Annotated in this window: 18 protein-coding genes and 1 tRNA gene; all 19 read right to left on the bottom strand. The window is 41.7% G+C overall.

What is annotated here, in order from left to right; genetic code table 11:
* Window positions 1-234: 234 nt before the first annotated feature.
* Window positions 235-621, bottom strand: coding sequence for a hypothetical protein (locus tag ERX29_RS06400; protein ID WP_133443873.1), 387 nt, complete (start codon window positions 619-621; stop codon window positions 235-237).
* Between the two features lie 140 nt (window positions 622-761).
* Window positions 762-2039: a glutamate-1-semialdehyde 2,1-aminomutase gene (gene hemL / locus ERX29_RS06395; RefSeq protein WP_424960628.1), complete on the bottom strand. Its 1278-nt coding sequence runs from the start codon at window positions 2037-2039 to the stop codon at window positions 762-764.
* Entirely contained in the window at window positions 2039-3019 is a 981-nt protein-coding gene (gene hemB, locus ERX29_RS06390; RefSeq protein ID WP_133443871.1) for a porphobilinogen synthase, read from the bottom strand. The genes hemL and hemB overlap by 1 nt, the downstream gene beginning before the upstream one ends.
* Window positions 3009-3692: a uroporphyrinogen-III synthase gene (locus ERX29_RS06385; protein ID WP_165981087.1), complete on the bottom strand. Its 684-nt coding sequence runs from the start codon at window positions 3690-3692 to the stop codon at window positions 3009-3011. Before ERX29_RS06385 ends, hemB begins: the two co-directional genes overlap by 11 nt.
* A gap of 1 nt (window position 3693) precedes the next feature.
* On the bottom strand, window positions 3694-4623 hold the full coding sequence (hemC, locus tag ERX29_RS06380) for a hydroxymethylbilane synthase (protein ID WP_133443869.1): 930 nt from the start codon (window positions 4621-4623) through the stop codon (window positions 3694-3696).
* Window positions 4624-4633: 10 nt separating this feature from the next.
* Window positions 4634-5467, bottom strand: coding sequence for a cytochrome c biogenesis protein CcsA (gene ccsA / locus ERX29_RS06375; protein WP_133443868.1), 834 nt, complete (start codon window positions 5465-5467; stop codon window positions 4634-4636).
* A gap of 4 nt (window positions 5468-5471) precedes the next feature.
* Entirely contained in the window at window positions 5472-6812 is a 1341-nt protein-coding gene (hemA, locus tag ERX29_RS06370; RefSeq protein WP_133443867.1) for a glutamyl-tRNA reductase, read from the bottom strand.
* Between the two features lie 71 nt (window positions 6813-6883).
* Window positions 6884-7471 carry a ribosome biogenesis GTP-binding protein YihA/YsxC gene (yihA, locus tag ERX29_RS06365; RefSeq protein ID WP_133443866.1) on the bottom strand — a complete coding sequence of 196 codons (588 nt, stop codon included), beginning with the start codon at window positions 7469-7471 and terminating at the stop codon, window positions 6884-6886.
* A gap of 88 nt (window positions 7472-7559) precedes the next feature.
* A complete protein-coding gene (gene clpX, locus ERX29_RS06360) occupies window positions 7560-8822 on the bottom strand; it encodes an ATP-dependent Clp protease ATP-binding subunit ClpX (protein WP_133443865.1) in 1263 nt (420 codons plus the stop codon).
* A gap of 184 nt (window positions 8823-9006) precedes the next feature.
* Window positions 9007-10290, bottom strand: coding sequence for a trigger factor (tig, locus tag ERX29_RS06355; protein ID WP_133443864.1), 1284 nt, complete (start codon window positions 10288-10290; stop codon window positions 9007-9009).
* 71 nt (window positions 10291-10361) lie between these two features.
* Complete coding sequence (locus ERX29_RS06350) at window positions 10362-11321, bottom strand: hypothetical protein (protein ID WP_133443863.1); 960 nt, start codon at window positions 11319-11321, stop codon at window positions 10362-10364.
* Entirely contained in the window at window positions 11322-11942 is a 621-nt protein-coding gene (locus tag ERX29_RS06345; protein WP_133443862.1) for an NUDIX domain-containing protein, read from the bottom strand.
* A 104-nt stretch (window positions 11943-12046) separates the two neighbouring features.
* A tRNA-Arg gene (locus ERX29_RS06340) sits at window positions 12047-12120 on the bottom strand.
* A gap of 111 nt (window positions 12121-12231) precedes the next feature.
* Complete coding sequence (locus tag ERX29_RS06335) at window positions 12232-12732, bottom strand: YfcE family phosphodiesterase (protein ID WP_133443861.1); 501 nt, start codon at window positions 12730-12732, stop codon at window positions 12232-12234.
* A gap of 14 nt (window positions 12733-12746) precedes the next feature.
* Entirely contained in the window at window positions 12747-13316 is a 570-nt protein-coding gene (locus ERX29_RS06330; RefSeq protein WP_133443860.1) for an XTP/dITP diphosphatase, read from the bottom strand.
* A complete protein-coding gene (gene racE, locus ERX29_RS06325; RefSeq protein WP_133443859.1) occupies window positions 13313-14125 on the bottom strand; it encodes a glutamate racemase in 813 nt (270 codons plus the stop codon). Before racE ends, ERX29_RS06330 begins: the two co-directional genes overlap by 4 nt.
* Window positions 14118-14558: a MarR family winged helix-turn-helix transcriptional regulator gene (locus ERX29_RS06320; RefSeq protein ID WP_133443858.1), complete on the bottom strand. Its 441-nt coding sequence runs from the start codon at window positions 14556-14558 to the stop codon at window positions 14118-14120. The genes racE and ERX29_RS06320 overlap by 8 nt, the downstream gene beginning before the upstream one ends.
* Window positions 14559-14641: 83 nt before the next feature.
* Entirely contained in the window at window positions 14642-15406 is a 765-nt protein-coding gene (sdhB, locus tag ERX29_RS06315; RefSeq protein ID WP_133443857.1) for a succinate dehydrogenase iron-sulfur subunit, read from the bottom strand.
* Window positions 15406-17166, bottom strand: coding sequence for a succinate dehydrogenase flavoprotein subunit (gene sdhA, locus ERX29_RS06310; RefSeq protein ID WP_133443856.1), 1761 nt, complete (start codon window positions 17164-17166; stop codon window positions 15406-15408). Before sdhA ends, sdhB begins: the two co-directional genes overlap by 1 nt.
* Window positions 17167-17179: the final 13 nt, after the last annotated feature.

Raw genomic sequence — 17179 nt, 5'->3', positions numbered from 1 at the left:
AAGACCTGATCAACTTTTCGAAGTAAATGATTCTGTGGCACAAGGTCTTCCAGACTATACATTTCAAGTTGATTTCGTTTTTGTTTTGTAAACTCATGATTAGACATCTTTATCAATACAATCACCTTCTGAATTTATTTCTTATATTTTAACAAAAAAAGACTGCAGACAACATCTCCTAAGGAGACTTTGTCTACAGTCTGAAGCCGTGAATAACATTCACGGCTTTAATTATTACGACGCAAGGTCGAAGTTAACGATAGAAGCTAAGTCGAATTTTACAACTGATGCTTCTTCTGTTGTTGCTTCTTCTGTTGTTGCTTCTTCAGTAGTTGTTTCTTCTGTTTTGTTCTCGTCTTTTTTGTCATCTTTATCATTGTTACACATACTCATTAGCAATGGGATAGCAAGAAGAAGTAATAATAAAGGAATCAACCAAGGCCATGGGCTTTTCTTCTTAGGCTCTTCACGATGAACGTGATTTGTTGTTTCGCGAGTTTCTCTTACCCGATCTCCGTCGCGATTAGTTGTACCATCTGCTTGATGTGTTACATGACGATCTCTTTCTGAATCATAGATAACATCTTTGTCGTTAACATTTTTGTTATTGTTGTTAGCCATAATAGAAAACCTCCATTAAGATTATTTTTGTAAATTTTATTTACATGAATAATATTGCCTGATATAAAAATTATAAACATTAATTTCAAAAAAAAAATGAAAATCTCATGAGAATTCATGTGATTTTCAATTAAAAATCCTTATTTTACAACGTTTAGAGCATTATCAAAAGCTTTTAAAGTTTTTTCAATATCCTCACGTGTATGCTGTGTAGAAAGAAACATTCCTTCAAATTGAGACGGTGGAAGGAAGATTCCATTTGCCGCCATCTCTTTGTACATCTTAGCAAATAATTTCACATCAGATTTGCTGGCAGTTTCAAAGTTTGTGACATCTTGATCATTCAGAAAGAAGCCGATCATGCTCCCGGCACGATTAATTTTAATCGGCACTTCGTGCTTAGCAAATACTTCTTTTAATCCACTTTCAAGCTGATCGCCTAATGTATTGAAATAACTATAGCTGTCCTCTGTCAACTGACTTAACGTATAGTAGCCGCCTGTCATCGCCAGTGGATTTCCGCTTAATGTACCCGCCTGATATATATATCCAGCAGGCGCTATACGTTCCATGATGTCACGTCTGCCACCGAATGCTCCGACGGGCAGACCTCCACCAATCACTTTACCGAGACACGTGATGTCAGGTGTCACGTTAAAATATCCTTGGGCACAGTTATAACCCACGCGGAAACCTGTCATCACTTCATCAAATATCAGCAGTGCACCATATTGAGTTGTAATATTGCGAAGACCTTCCAGAAAACCCTGCACTGGAGGTACAACTCCCATATTACCTGCGACAGGTTCAACGATAATCGCTGCAATATCATCACCATATTTTTCAAAGACGCTTTTAACAGCATTCATATCATTATAGTGAACAGTAATGGTATTTTCAGCCGTCCCCTTTGGTACGCCCGGAGAGTCCGGCAGACCAAGTGTCGCTACACCTGACCCCGCTTTAATCAGCAGACTGTCACTATGTCCGTGGTAACATCCTATAAATTTCAGAATTTTGTTTCTTCCAGTGAAACCTCTCGCTAGTCTAAGGGCTGCCAGTGTTGCTTCAGTTCCGCTTGATACCATCCGCACCATTTCGATTGACGGAACACGTTCAATAACCAGTTCCGCCATTTTAGTTTCGAGTTCAGTCGGTGCCCCGAAACTTGTCCCGTTCAAAACTGCTTTATTCAGTTCTTTAGTAACAGTCTCATCAGCATGTCCTAAAATAAGAGGGCCCCAGCTTAACACATAATCAATATATTCATTGCCATCAATGTCGTAAATTTTCGACCCTTTACCCTTTTCCATGAAAATTGGGTCCATATCTACACTTTTAAATGCTCGTACCGGGCTGTTTACGCCGCCCGGCATCACTTTTTCTGCTGCTTCAAATGCCTGCTGTGAACGATTCATCAGTATCCCCCTCTATTAATATAACCGCAAATATCTTTGGCGAAATAAGTGATAATCATATCCGCTCCTGCACGTTTCATTGAAATCATCTGCTCCATCACGATTCGCTCTTCGTCAATCCAGCCGTTTGCTGCAGCAGCTTTTGTCATCGCATACTCCCCGCTGACGTTGTAAGCGACTATTGGGAGATTGCTATTGTTGCGCACGTCACGGATAATATCCAGATAGCTGAGCGCAGGCTTTACGATCATCATATCTGCACCTTCAGCGATATCACTTTCAAGTTCTCGCATTGCTTCTAAACGGTTTGCAGGATCCATCTGATAAGATTTACGGTCTCCTGATTTTGGTGTGCTTTCAGCTGCATCACGGAAAGGTCCGTAAAATGCTGATGCGTATTTAATACCGTAGCTCATGATTGGAATATTGTAAAAACCAGCTGCGTCAAGTCCCGCTCGAATGGCCTGAACGAAGCCATCCATCATGTTGCTCGGTGCAATAATATCCGCTCCTGCACGTGCCTGAGAAACTGCCGTCTGAACAAGCAGCGGCAAAGTTTCATCGTTAATTACTTCTCCGTGGTCATCAAGAACACCACAATGACCATGATCGGTATATTCACATAAACAAGTGTCTGCCAGAACGAGCATATCTGGGTACAGCTGTTTAGATAATCGTGTCGCTTTCTGAATAATACCTTCATCGATGAATGCTCCCGTTCCACAGGCGTCTTTTTCATTCGGAATTCCGAAAAACATGACAGCACGGATTCCAAGGTCATAAGCTGCTTTCAGTTCTTCATGAAGCAAATTCAGACTGAGCTGAAAGATTCCCGGCATTGACGGGATTTCATTTTTCATATCATCTTTTTCAATGACAAAAATCGGATAGATTAAATCTTTTTTTGAGACTGTAGTCTCTCTTACCATATCTCTCATCACTGCTGAAGAACGCAGTCTTCTATGTCTATCAAATGACATGATTGTCCCTCATTTCAATTATTTTTTGTAGAATTGATTCTTTCGTCGATTGATTCGCTGTTATGTGCGGCTGTCCGAATCTACTCAAAGCCTGACTGGTGACTGGTCCAACTGCTAAGACAGGCAGGTGAACGACGTCATACTGTGTGAAATATGCATTGACGGCTGATGGACTCATTAATACAACCACATCTATACTACCACTCACGACGAGCTCATTCATCTTCTTTGCATTCTTAACACTTGCAACAGGTTCATAAAGATTGATTCTCGTGACTTCTGCCCGCCGCTTCAAAAAATCTGTCAGCATTGGCCGCGCTTTCGCACTGCATGGAATCAGCACCGTGCATCTATCAAAGCGGTCAGCCGCACATTCAATAAATGATTCCTGATGATAATCAGGCGGCTCGTAATCAATCTTAATATTTCGAACAGCCAGTGCAAGAGAAGTCTTTTTACCGATTGATGCAATATTGCTGAACGTCACGTCTGGGTAGTGCAAAAAAAACAACTCTACGGCATTTTTGCTCGTAAAAAGAAGCCAGTCATAGTGATGGTGAGCAAGTGCACGAACAACAGGCAGCGGTCTGATTCCTATTAAAGGAAGGTGGACAATTTCTACTTCACTGCTTATTGTGGCACGACTGTCAGTCATCAGTACAACTGGCTTCATATTATCGACTTCCTTCTTCATTTAACGCTGCTATGATAGAATGTGCACCGTTTTCGTTCATCTTTTCTGCTGCTGTCATACCTATTTCTACAGGATCTGTTCCAGTGATCTCAGCGACGTACTTTTCTTTTCCGTCTGGTGACATAATCAGACCTTTAAACTGAATGTTCTCTCCATCAATGACTGCATGACCTGCAATCGGCACTTGACAGCTGCCGTCCATCAGTTTCAGAAACTGGCGTTCAGTCTGCGTACAGCGTTCTACATCTTCATTATGCACCGCTCTTAATATGTCGCGTACTTCACTGTCATCTTCCCGGCATTCAATGCCTAATGCGCCTTGACCAATGGCTGGTAGCATCGTTTCATGGTCGAGATATTCGGTTACTGTATCATCGCTCCAGCCCATCCGTTTTAGTCCGGCTGCAGCAAGAATAATCGCGTCGTAATGTTCATGCCGGAGTTTGTTCAGACGTGTATCAATGTTTCCTCGAATCCATTCAATCTTTAGCTCCGGATAAAGATTAAGCAGCTGGGCACCACGGCGAAGAGAACTCGTGCCGATAACACTGCCGGCCGGTAAATCAGCTAACTTCACGTGATTTTTTGAAATAAAGGCATCGCGCGGGTCTTCACGGTCAGGAATACAGCCCAGTATAAGCCCTTCTGGAAGCTCACTTGGTACATCTTTCAATGAATGAATCGCCATATCTATTTCCTTATCGAACAATGCCTGTTCGATTTCTTTGACAAACAACCCTTTACCGCCAACTTTGGACAGCTGAACATTAACTATTTTATCGCCTTTAGTGACGATTTCCTTAATCTCAATGTCGATTTCAGGAAAGCGGTCTTTGATTTTCTGGATGAACTGCTTACTTTGCGTCAACGCAAGTTCGCTTCTTCTTGTCCCTACTATAATCTTCCTCATATAAATCCTCCTAATTCATTAACTGATGAAATTCAGAATATCTGGATAAGAGCAGATAATTAATCATGCAGATCAGAAATAGAATAATATTAATCTCCATCAAAATATTCACTTTCAGCTGTTTCTGATTAAATAACAACAAAAATACACCGTAGATAAATAACACAATCATCGAACCGATGACTTTGCTGTCTGTCCAGATGGTCCCACCGATGAGTATTAATCCCCATTGTATCCCGAGAATCAGCGAAACAAGAAGAAGAACAAATCCCGCAACGCTGAAAATACCTACAAATCTTCCGATTGACGCCAAATCATTGATTCTGAAGAATTTCTGATTAAATTTCTTTTTCTTCAGATTATTCATCTGTATTAAGTAAAGCAGCGCATGAAGGGCTGCAATCAGAAACATCACATAGGCAGTAATGGCGAGTGTCACATGTATCATCAGCAGTTCATTCATCATATGTGACACTGCTGTATCCGAATTGTACTGTACCGGCTGAAAGGTATGGATAGCCATAAAAATAAATCCTATCAAGTTCATCATAAATGTTATAAGTTCTGACCGGGTACTTAGAGACAGGATAATCGAAATCAATATAATCAGCCAGGTGAAGAAATAAAAACCTTCAACGATGGTCTGTACAGGAAACCTTCCTGCTTCCATAACAAATTGACCGATTAACAGCGTCTGAATAACAAATACGGTCACTAACATCATAAAACCGATTTTCTTGACTCTATTATTCTTCTGAACGAAATCAAAGAAATAACAGGCAACACTCAACATATAGATGAAGAGTATTGCCTCGTGCAATCGAATCATAAATATATCTGACATTTACTCACCCATTTCCTGGTTCAAACTGCCCCCGAAATGATTTAATATCATAATTTTCTCGTGCATTGATCGTTTCTACTTCGCTCGTAATATCAAAAATTTCCTGGAAGAATTGCAGCTGTTCATTTCTGTTATCATGTCCACTCAATTCTTTCGCCTGCTGAATCGGATCTTTCAGCATCTGATTGATGATGCTCTTCATGTGTTTAGAAATGACTTTTCGTTCGCGGTCAGTTAAATCAGGCATTTTGCGATCGATACTTTCCATTGTCGTTTCCTGAATGCGCAGTGCCTTTTCACGGAGTGCTGTAATGACAGGTACAACACCCAACATGTTCACCCATTCAGTGAACTGCAGCACTGCATGATCAATCATAAAGTGGATTTTTTCTGCCGCCTTCTCACGCTCAGCCAGATTTGCATCAACCAGCCCTTTTAGATCATCTACATCATAATTGAAGACGAGATCATGTTTCCCGACCATCGGATCGATGTCACGAGGAACCGCTATATCAATCAGTACAATAGGATTTGATGGCCGCATACGCATGATACCGTTCATCATTTCTTCAGTGATGATATAATCACGCGCGCTCGTCGATGTAATGACGATATCACTATTCATCATTGCACATTGCAGCTCATTCATCGTCAGATGTCTGCCACCAAATTTATCTGCCAGATTCATCGCTTTCTCCGAAGTGCGGTTGATTACAGTGATATCTTCAGCACCACTCCCGGAAAGGTTTTCAAGCGCTAGTTCTGCCATCTCGCCGGCACCGATAATCAAAATTCTTTTATCATTCAATGTGCCAAGAATTTTCTTTGACAGTTCTACGGCCGCATATGAAACAGAGACTGCTTTAGAGGAAATATCAGTTTCTGAATGCGCGCGTTTCGCTACAGTGACTGCTTCCTTGAATAATTTGTTGAATATTGTTCCGGTTGCTCCCATACTTTGGGCTATCAGAAAGCTGTCACGAACCTGTCCTAAGATCTGAGTTTCACCGAGAACGATTGAATCGAGTCCTGCTGTCACACTGTACAAATGTGATACAGCTTCATCGCCAGATTTCACTGTAGTGACTGATTTCACGACTTCGATTGCGACGTCGAACCACTCCGCTAAAAAGGACTGGATGTAATAACGTCCAGTATGCAGCTGATCGACCACCGCATAGATCTCAGTACGGTTACATGTTGATACGATAACACCTTCAAGCACTGATTTCTGATTGATCAGTGTCTGATGTGCCGATTCTATATTCAATTCTGAAAATGTCAGTTTTTCTCTCAAACTTACATCTGCTGTACGGTGATTGACGCTCACTACAACAATATGCATTTATGTCGCCCCCATTTATAGCCATTGTTTCTATTATAACACGAATTTCTTATTTGATAAGGGCTCGTGCTCTATAAATATTTTTCAATTGCCTGCCAGATTAATGTATTTTTATCTTTCGATAATGAAGAGTAACTGATTAGTGTATCCCCTTGATCAATCTCAAGTGTCTGGCGGATCACTTTTAAATGTTTCTGCACTTTACCTTTAGGTATTTTATCTTCTTTTGTGGCAATGATGATGACCGGTATTTCATAATGTTTAAGAAAGTCATACATCAGCACATCATCTTGTGAAGGCTCGTGACGAATATCCACAAGCTGAATGACTACTGCCAGGTTCTCTCGCGTTGTCAAATACGTCTCAATCATCTTACCCCAGCGTTCGCGCTCTGACTTTGACACTTTGGCGTAACCATAGCCCGGGACATCCACGAAAACAAGCTGTTCATCAATATTAAAAAAGTTCAGCGTCTGTGTTTTACCAGGTTTAGATGAGATTCTTGCCATACTTTTACGGCTGATCATCGTATTGATGAATGACGATTTTCCGACATTAGAGCGACCGGCCAGTGCGACTTCCTGCAGTCCTGTATCCGGATACTGCTCAGGCTTGACGGCACTGATCAAAATTTCAACATTGTTTGGGTTGATGTTCATTGTTTTCTCCTGTTTTCCTCTTATTATACACTATTTTCAGCTGCCAAAAAGAAACCCCATAGAGTAAAGTACCCCATGAGGTTAATGATCAGGCAGATTTTTCTGATTCAATTAAGTTAGAAGCTTCGTCATACATTTCCGGTGAAATTGAATCGCGAATCGTCTGTTCAGTAATGACGACTTTCGCTACGTTTTCTTCTGACGGGATATCGAACATGATATCCATCAGGCTTTCTTCAATGATAGAACGCAGTCCACGAGCACCTGTCTTGCGCTCAATTGCAAGTTCGCTAATAGCAGTCAGCGCATCTTCAGTGAATTCAAGTTCTACACCGTCAAGTTCAAGGATTTTTTTGAACTGCTTGACGAGTGCGTTCTTAGGCTGTGTGAGAATACTCTTAAGGGCATCTACATCAAGCTGTTCTAAGTTCGCAACGACTGGAATACGACCGATAAACTCTGGAATCAGGCCATACGCCTGAAGATCTTCAGGTTTAATCTGTGATAATAATGTTGATTCATCGAAGTCCTTCTCTTTAATACCTGTAAACCCAATTACTTTCTCACCGAGACGGCGTTTAATGACTTCATCGATACCATCGAACGCACCGCCAAGAATGAAAAGAATATTCGTTGTATCGATCTGGATGAATTCCTGGTTAGGATGTTTACGGCCGCCTTGAGGTGGAACAGATGCCACTGTTCCTTCCAGAATTTTTAACAGCGCCTGCTGTACACCTTCACCTGATACATCACGTGTAATAGATGTGTTTTCAGATTTACGGGCAATCTTATCGATTTCATCGACATAGATAATTCCTTTTTCAGCACGTTCGATATCAAAATCAGCCGCCTGGATTAACCGCAGCAGAATATTTTCGACATCTTCCCCGACATATCCTGCTTCTGTCAGACTTGTCGCATCAGCAATAGCAAAAGGCACATTCAAAGAACGTGCAAGCGTCTGAGCAAGCAATGTTTTCCCGCTGCCGGTAGGGCCGATCAGAGCGATATTACTCTTTTGAAGTTCCACGTCTTCTTCATCCGATTTTGCTGGCTGTACAATGCGTTTATAGTGATTGTAAACAGCTACTGCCAGTGCTTTTTTAGCCTTAGTCTGACCGATGACATACTCATCAAGTAACGCAAGCATTTCTTTAGGTTTAGGAATTTCTGTCAATTCTTCTGTACTTGTTGTTTTCAGTTCTTCTTCGACAATCTCAGAACATAATTCAATACATTCATTACATATATAGACGCCGCTTCCGGCTACTAATTTCTTAACCTGCTCCTGATCCTTACCACAGAAGGAACATTTCAAGTTTTCTTCATCTTCATCAAATTTAAACATGTTTACACCCCTGTCTTTAGACGAATATACTAAAAAGATATATGATATGCAAATAATTAAACCGACTAATATATCCCTGCATAAAAATATGGCCGCATATCTACTGAGTAGATATAGGGCCAATCGTCTGTCGTCTACATAAGTCAGTTCTTTAGACGTAACAGACAGCTATGATAAATCCGTATTACTTAGTTTTAGATTCGTTAACTAAAACATCAATTGCTTTTTGAATGCGTAAATCGTCTTTCAATACATCAGTATTGCCAAGTGCTGAACGGATGTCATCTACTGACAAGCCGAACTGCTCGCTCATTTTTGTTAGTTCAGTCTCTACATCTTCATCAGTGATTTCAATATTTTCAGCATTAGCAATCGCAGCAAGAGTCAAGTTTGTTTTAACACGTTTCTCTGCATCTTCCTGCATGCTTTCTTTCAACTGTTCTTCTGATTGTCCTGAGAACTGATAGTAAAGATCTAAGTTTAATCCTTGCTGAGCGATACGCTGTTCAAATTCCTGCATCATACGGCCAAGCTCAGTGTCGACCATTGCCTGCGGGATATCAACCTGCGCATTGTCTGTCACTTGAGTAATCAACGATTCTTTAGTCATATTTTCAGCTTCAATTTTCTTTTGCTCAGCAAGATCTCCACGGTACTTTGTTTTATAAGCATCTACTGAGTCTACAGACTCATCAAGTTCTTTCGCTAATTCGTCATCCAGTTCAGGAACTTCTTTAGCCTTTACTTCATTAATTTTCACTTTAAATACAGCTTCTTTACCCGCTAATTCTTCAGCGTGGTACTCTTCAGGGAATGTCACATTGACATCTTTCTCTTCGCCTGTTTTAACACCGACTAACTGTTCTTCGAAACCAGGAATGAATTGACCAGAACCGATTTCAAGGTCATATCCTTCTGCTTTACCACCTTCGAACTGTTCATCATTTACATACCCGTCAAAATCAAGGTTAACAACATCGCCGTTTTCAATAGCGCCTTCTTCTTTAACGACAAGTTCAGCTTTGCGTGCAAGTTCTGCATTCAGTGCTGTTTCAAATTCTTCGTCTGATACTTCAGTATCTGCCGCTTCTACTTCAAGGCCTTTATAGTCTCCTAAAGTTACTTCTGGTTCAACTGTCACATTAGCAGTGAAGATGAGTTCTTTCCCTTTTTCCATCTGTTCGATATCGATTTCAGGACGATCAACCGGATTGATGCCTGCTTCGTCAACAGCATCGGCATACGCATCAGGTAAAATGAAATCAAGCGCATCCTGATACAATGATTCAACGCCAAAACGCTGTTCAAATAACGGCCGAGGCATTTTCCCTTTACGGAAACCAGGTACGTTTACTTGCTTCACAACTTTTTTAAATGCTTTATCTAACGCAGTATTAACTTCTTCTGCAGGAACAGTAACCGTTAAAACGCCTACGTTACCTTCTTGTTTTTCCCATTTTGCTATCATCTATAATAACCTCCAGTAAATTTTCAACTCTTTTATTATAGCATAATTCATCATGCGTTCAACAATATGAATTATTTTATGTCTGTCGTGTGTGATGTCTCTATTTCACGAATAATCGTCAGATGATCAGTTGTTTCATTAAAATCACTTTGCTCATCGAGAGAGAATAAACTATTTAAATAGAGAATATGCGCTTCTGCTGTCGTATTGATATCTGCAATCGTGCCATCGCTGTCTGTAAAATCAAGAGGATAGCGGATCAGCTGCTGCTCGTTCAGCCATTCCCTGACCGCCGGAGATAATGCCGGTGCATTTGTGTCATACCAGTCGATAATGACTGGATAAACTTCTGTGAGAAGGCGTGATTCCTGGACATGGGAGATCCGTTCAAGGTCAACGACCACTTGCTGATTCAGTTTCTGAAAACGAACTTCACCTTTCGCACCCGCAAGAAGAAGATACTCAATCATCAGTGTCTGCACCCGGGCATCCAGCGGACTCTGTTCAAGCAAATAGCGGACAGACGAACCGTATGACGTCTGTTCAGATTGAATGAGTTCCATCATATAATTCAGCTGCCGACTGACCGACCATTCTTGAAAATGCTGCAGCTGATCAATGGATTGTTCTGTCTGATCTTTACGCTGCAGCCGGGCAGCATCGTATAACGGAAGCAGCTGCATCATCAGTGCATGATCCAATTCTTCAGACCTTAAAGAATCGATCAGTTCAATTACTGTCTGGTACTGCTCAAGCGCATACAGACTTTCAAGGAAGTATTGAACAACTGCTTCATACGAAGGATGCCCCTGATTCAGCATAATGCTCGATTCTTCTCTCAATTCGATAAAAGATCCAACCTGCTTCAATATTTCGAGCTTGACGAGCTGCTGCTCATAACTCAGTTCGATATGCCGTTCCATTTCGTTGATGATGTCATAAGCCTGTTCATACTGACTTTTTGCCATCGCATCTTCCAGCTGCCGGTTCAATCCGTCACCTATTTTCGGAAAGATGATAATATCGCTCATTTAAAATCCCGTTGTATAAAGCGCATCAATAATCAGACGGCTCCATGTTTCGTATTCTGAAGCAGTCAGCAGGTCAGCTTTATTTTTCCATTGTATTGCAAGCGTATCAGTCTCAACTGCTGTCACATTATTCGAATTGACTTTGATCTTAAATACTAATCCGATATGTACACGTCCAACTTCATTATCATCATCATTGATGAAACCTATCAGTTCCAGATCGCTACAAGGAATGTCCACCAGACCGACTTCTTCTTCCAATTCTCTTCTCGCATTCTCCACAAGAATTTTCTCGATATCGTCACTTTCCAGATGATTCATATGACCACCGATACCGATGGAGCTTAACCCGTGAAGTCTTCCTTCGCCTCCTCCGGACAGGCGTTCATAGACTAAAAGCTCATCTTGTTCATTTTCAAGAATACAGTATGAAATCAGCTGCTTGAATGATGGATCTTCTTCCATGTCGCCACGTCGTTTGACATCATATTTAGATAACGTCTCGAAAATTTCAAGCGCACGCTGATCTTCTATCGTAATAAAGCCATTAAATGCATTCTTTTCATGATTGAACAGCGACTCTCTGTCAACCACGATGATCTGCTCATCAAATTTATTCATCAGTCTACCCCTTATCTCACAATTGATAGTTAAATTTTAAACGATTTATTTACTCTGCACAAATAAAAAAGGAAATGTGAAGAATCACATTTCCTAAAGTTTAGCGTCCTGGGAGGGATTCGAACCCCCGACCGACGGCTTAGAAGGCCGTTGCTCTATCCAGCTGAGCTACCAGGACTCATTCAAGACAAGATTAATTATAATCAAGTTTGAACTTTAAAGTCAACCACAATTAACGAGAAAACAGTGATCAATCAAAAGTTTTATAGTGTTATTACACCTTTTTAAACTAAAATACTAAAACTTCTTTATCCATGATCTCATGCTGCTGATTGAAAAAAGTAATAACCTTCTCTGTTTCATCAAATGTGATGACCGCGTAACTTTCCGGTTCGCTGCTTCGTGACTGTGCGATACTGCCGGGATTGATACATACAACACCATCAACAGTTTCTACGTGACGCACATGCGTATGACCATAGAATGCCAGGGTACACTGATGACTAATGGCTCTGGCTGCTAAATTCTGCAGTCCACGGTTAACGGATAAGTGATGACCATGAGCCGCATAGACATTAATATCATTGTACTGAACCACCGTTTCATCTTCGAAATCATTGCCGTAATCACAGTTGCCAGCAACTTTGATATAACTTTTAAGTTCTGCATCATGAAAATCAAACTCAGAATCTCCAAGGTGAAAAAATAAATCAGCATCAGCATGGACAGATTTAATATCTGTCAGTATGTATTCCATACCGTGATTATCGCTCACAATTACCCATTTCATAGTGTCACTCCTTTTCAGTAGTCCATTTTCAGCTTCTCGATAGCTTTTCTGCGGTGACTGATGGCTGCTTTCTCTTCACCAGTCAGTTCAGCCATCGTTTGACACAGCTCTGGCACGTAGAAGACTGGATCATAGCCGAAGCCTTCGTTTCCTCTTCGTTCATGAGTGATTTCACCTTTCACTTCTCCTCGGTACACTTTGGTTTTCTGACCTGGTTCACTGACAGCAACTGCACAGACAAAATGAGCCGTGCGGTCGGTCACGTCCTTCATATTCTTCAGCAGTAGATCTATATTAGCGTTGTCATTTTTATCAAGTCCGGCATAACGCGCTGAATAAATGCCGGGCTCCCCATTCAGAGCATCTACTGATAGTCCCGAATCGTCAGCGATGACCATCTTGCCGAGCAGCTGGCATGCAGCCTCAGATTTCAGACTCGCATTCTCTTCAAATGTCTCTCCTGTTTCTTCTACATCGAAATCCTTGATCAGTGTCTGTATACCGATGACGTTGTCGTCAGGAAATATATATTTGAAATCATTGATTTTTCCTTGGTTGCTTGTTGCTATGACGATGTCTTTCACATGAGTTCCTCCTCTAGATTAATGGATTCTACAACGAGCGTTTCGTCTTCAAGCCATTCTCTCGCAATACGCGTGAATTTCTCTGCGTCCCCATTGACAAAGAAACGGTGATGTTTCAGTTGTGTGAAGTGCGCATGTCCTTGACTGAATGTCAGAAGTGCGCTGACTTCTCTTGCTGTTTCAAGTCCTGATGAGATAATGGTTTTTTCACCTCCGAAATACTGCTCAATATATTCCTTCAGTAATGGATAATGTGTGCACCCCAGAATTACTGTATCACTATTATCATGGCGCCATTGTTTTAATGTCTGATGGATGACGATGTTCGTGACAATAGGGTCTTTGTAACGGACTTGCTCCACGAGCGGTACAAATCCAGGGCAGCTGATTCCTTTCACTTCTATCATTGGGTTGATAGACATGACCATTTTCCGGTAGGCTTCAGATTTGATGGTCCCTTCTGTTCCGAGGACAAGAACCTTATTATTGCGGGTCGTCATAATAGCAGTACGGGCACCGGGCTCAACAACACCGATCACTGGAATGGGAAGCATATCCTGCAAAGTCGTCAGCGCTACAGCTGTAGCCGTATTACAGGCAATTACAAGCATTTTAATATCTTTAGTCCTCAGAAACATGGCGAGTTCGGTCGTATATTTTCTTACCTCTTCGCCGTGTCTTGGCCCGTATGGACAACGCGCAACATCTCCAAGATAAAATATCGTCTCGTTTGGCAGCTGACGCATAATCTCCTTCGCGACTGTCAGACCACCAACGCCTGAATCAATCACGCCGATCGGTCTATTCATTGTGCTGTTCTCCTATTGCCTGATACAGCATCTCCACTGAACGCTTCAGCTCTATTTTTTCATGCGCTGTCATACCGCTCATCAATCCAGTCAGATAGTCCTGACGGTAAGTGATGACTTCTTCTATAATGTCATAACCTTTCTGTTCAAGGAGCAAGTTGACTTTCCTTTTGTCATATAAATCTTTTTCACGTCTGACGCAGTTCTTTAAAATCAACTGGTCGACCATCTCTGAAGTCGTAGAGACAGCAAGTCCCATATTACCTGCTAAATGACCCACAGTCATCGGTCCTTCTTCCAGCCATTGAATCGCAATGAACTGCTGGCTGGATATATTGTATGACTGCAGAATACTTCGTCCCTGTATTTTAATCCGGTCTGCAATTCTTCTTAACTGATATTCAAGTGGAATAACGATTTCATTATTGTTCATGACTACTCCTTTTCAGACAAACACATATATTTATATCATAACAAAAAAACAGGACAGGCGGAAATCTCCACCTGTCCAACATATTAATTGACCTGATAATCTGAGCCGAAGAATGATTTGAATAACTGGAAGTTCGTCTGACGGTTCATCGCTGCAATAGAAGTAGTCAAAGGTATTCCTTTAGGACAAGCTTTGACACAATTCTGCGAGTTACCGCATTCAGCAAGCCCGCCTTCACCCATCAACGCATGAAGACGTTCATCTTTATTCATGCTTCCTGTCGGATGCAGATTAAACAAACGGACTTGAGAAATCGGCTGAGCTCCCATGAATTTTGAGTTCTGATTGACGTTCGGACATACTTCAAGACAAACACCGCATGTCATACATTTAGAAAGCTCGTATGCTGTCTGACGTTTTTTCTCAGGCATACGAGGTCCGGGTCCTAAGTCGTAAGTACCATCAACCGGTACCCATGCTTTAACGCGTTTTAAGTTATCGAACATTTTAGAACGGTCAACTTGAAGGTCACGCATCACTGGGAATGTCGCCATCGGTTCAAGTCGAATCGGCTGTTCCAATGTATCAATGATTGTAGAGCATGATTGACGTGCACGTCCGTTAATGACCATTGAACAGGCACCACATACTTCTTCAAGACAGTTCATGTCCCAAGTCACAGGTGTTGTTTTTTCACCTTGAGCATTGACAGGATTACGCTGAATTTCCATCAAAGCAGCAATGACATTCATGTTAGGACGATAAGGAATCACAAATTTCTCATCGTAAGGCTTTGACTCAGGGTTTGCCTGACGTCTGATTACGAGTTCAATCGTTTTTTCTGCCATTAATGTTTACCTCCTTTTTTAGAGTAATCACGCACACGTGGAGGAATCAAGCTGACATCTACATCTTCATAGTTGAAGACCGGAGGATTTTCAGGACCATCGAATGTCGCCATTGTTGTTTTCAACCATTCTTCATCGTTACGAGTCGGGAATTCCGGTTTGTAGTGAGCACCACGTGACTCATTACGGTTATACGCACCAATCGTCATGACACGGGCAAGAACTAACATATTCCATAGTTGACGAGTGAAAAATACTGCCTGATTACTCCATGTCGCTGTGTCTTCCATATCGATATCTTTATAACGCTGCATTAGTTCGACAATTTTCTTATCAGTTTCAAGCAGCTTATCATTATGACGCACAACTGTAACGTTTGCTGTCATCACTTCACCGAGTTCTTTATGAAGTTTATAGGCGTTTTCAGTGCCACGCATGCTGAGCAGTGACTCAAAACGATTCTTTTCATTCTCAACTTGACGTTCAAAAACTTCTTCAGGTATATCTTCATAAGAAGTCTCTAGATCTTTAATATACTTAATCGCATTAGGACCTGCCACCATACCACCGTATATTGCAGATAATAATGAATTGGCACCGAGACGGTTACCGCCATGCTGCGAATAATCACATTCACCTGCTGCGAACAGACCAGGAATATTTGTCATCTGATCATAATCAACCCAGATGCCGCCCATCGAATAGTGGACTGCAGGGAAGATTTTCATCGGTACTTTACGTGGGTCATCTCCAGTGAATTTTTCATAGATTTCAATGATACCCCCAAGTTTTACATCCAGTTCATGCGGATCTTTATGGCTCAAATCAAGATAAACCATGTTTTCACCGTTGATGCCGAGTTTCTGATTGACGCAGACATCGAAGATTTCCCGTGTCGCAATATCACGAGGCACTAAGTTACCATAGTCCGGGTATTTCTCTTCGAGGAAGTACCAAGGCTTACCGTCTTTATATGTCCAGACACGTCCACCTTCACCACGTGCAGATTCACTCATCAGACGTAATTTATCATCTCCAGGAATCGCAGTCGGGTGAATCTGAATGAATTCACCATTCGCATAAGTTGCACCTTGCTGGTAGACAACAGAAGCTGCAGAACCTGTATTGATCATGGAGTTTGTTGATTTGCCGAAGATGATACCAGGACCACCTGTTGCCATAATAACAGCATCAGCAGGGAATGATTGAATTTCTGAACTGATTAAGTTCTGCGCAATAATGCCGCGGCATGCTCCTTCGTCATCTTTAACAATACCGAGGAATTCCCAGCCTTCAAACTTAGTCACAAGCCCTTCTACTTCATAGCGGCGGACCTGCTCATCCAGCGCATATAACAACTGCTGACCCGTTGTAGCGCCGGCATATGCTGTTCTGTGATGTAATGTTCCACCGAAACGACGGAAGTCAAGCAGACCTTCAGGTGTTCTGTTGAACATGACGCCCATACGGTCAAGCAAATGGATGATAGCCGGTGCTGCTTCTGTCATCGCTTTGACAGGAGGCTGATTCGCCAGGAAGTCTCCCCCGTACACTGTATCATCGAAGTGAATCCACGGCGAGTCGCCTTCACCTTTTGTATTGACCGCACCATTAATCCCACCTTGAGCACATACTGAGTGAGACCGTTTAACTGGTACTAAAGAGAACAGTTCAACACTCGTGTTCTGTTCTGCTGCTTTAATCGCTGCCATTAAACCGGCTAAACCGCCGCCGACAACGATAACCTTACTGTTTGCCATATATATGCCACTC

Origin of the sequence: Macrococcus lamae (genome assembly GCF_004359545.1) — a bacterium.
Classification (GTDB): Bacteria; Bacillota; Bacilli; order Staphylococcales; family Staphylococcaceae; genus Macrococcus; species Macrococcus lamae.
Note: the sequence above shows the minus strand (reverse complement) of the source record. Positions and strands in the feature narration are given on the sequence as shown.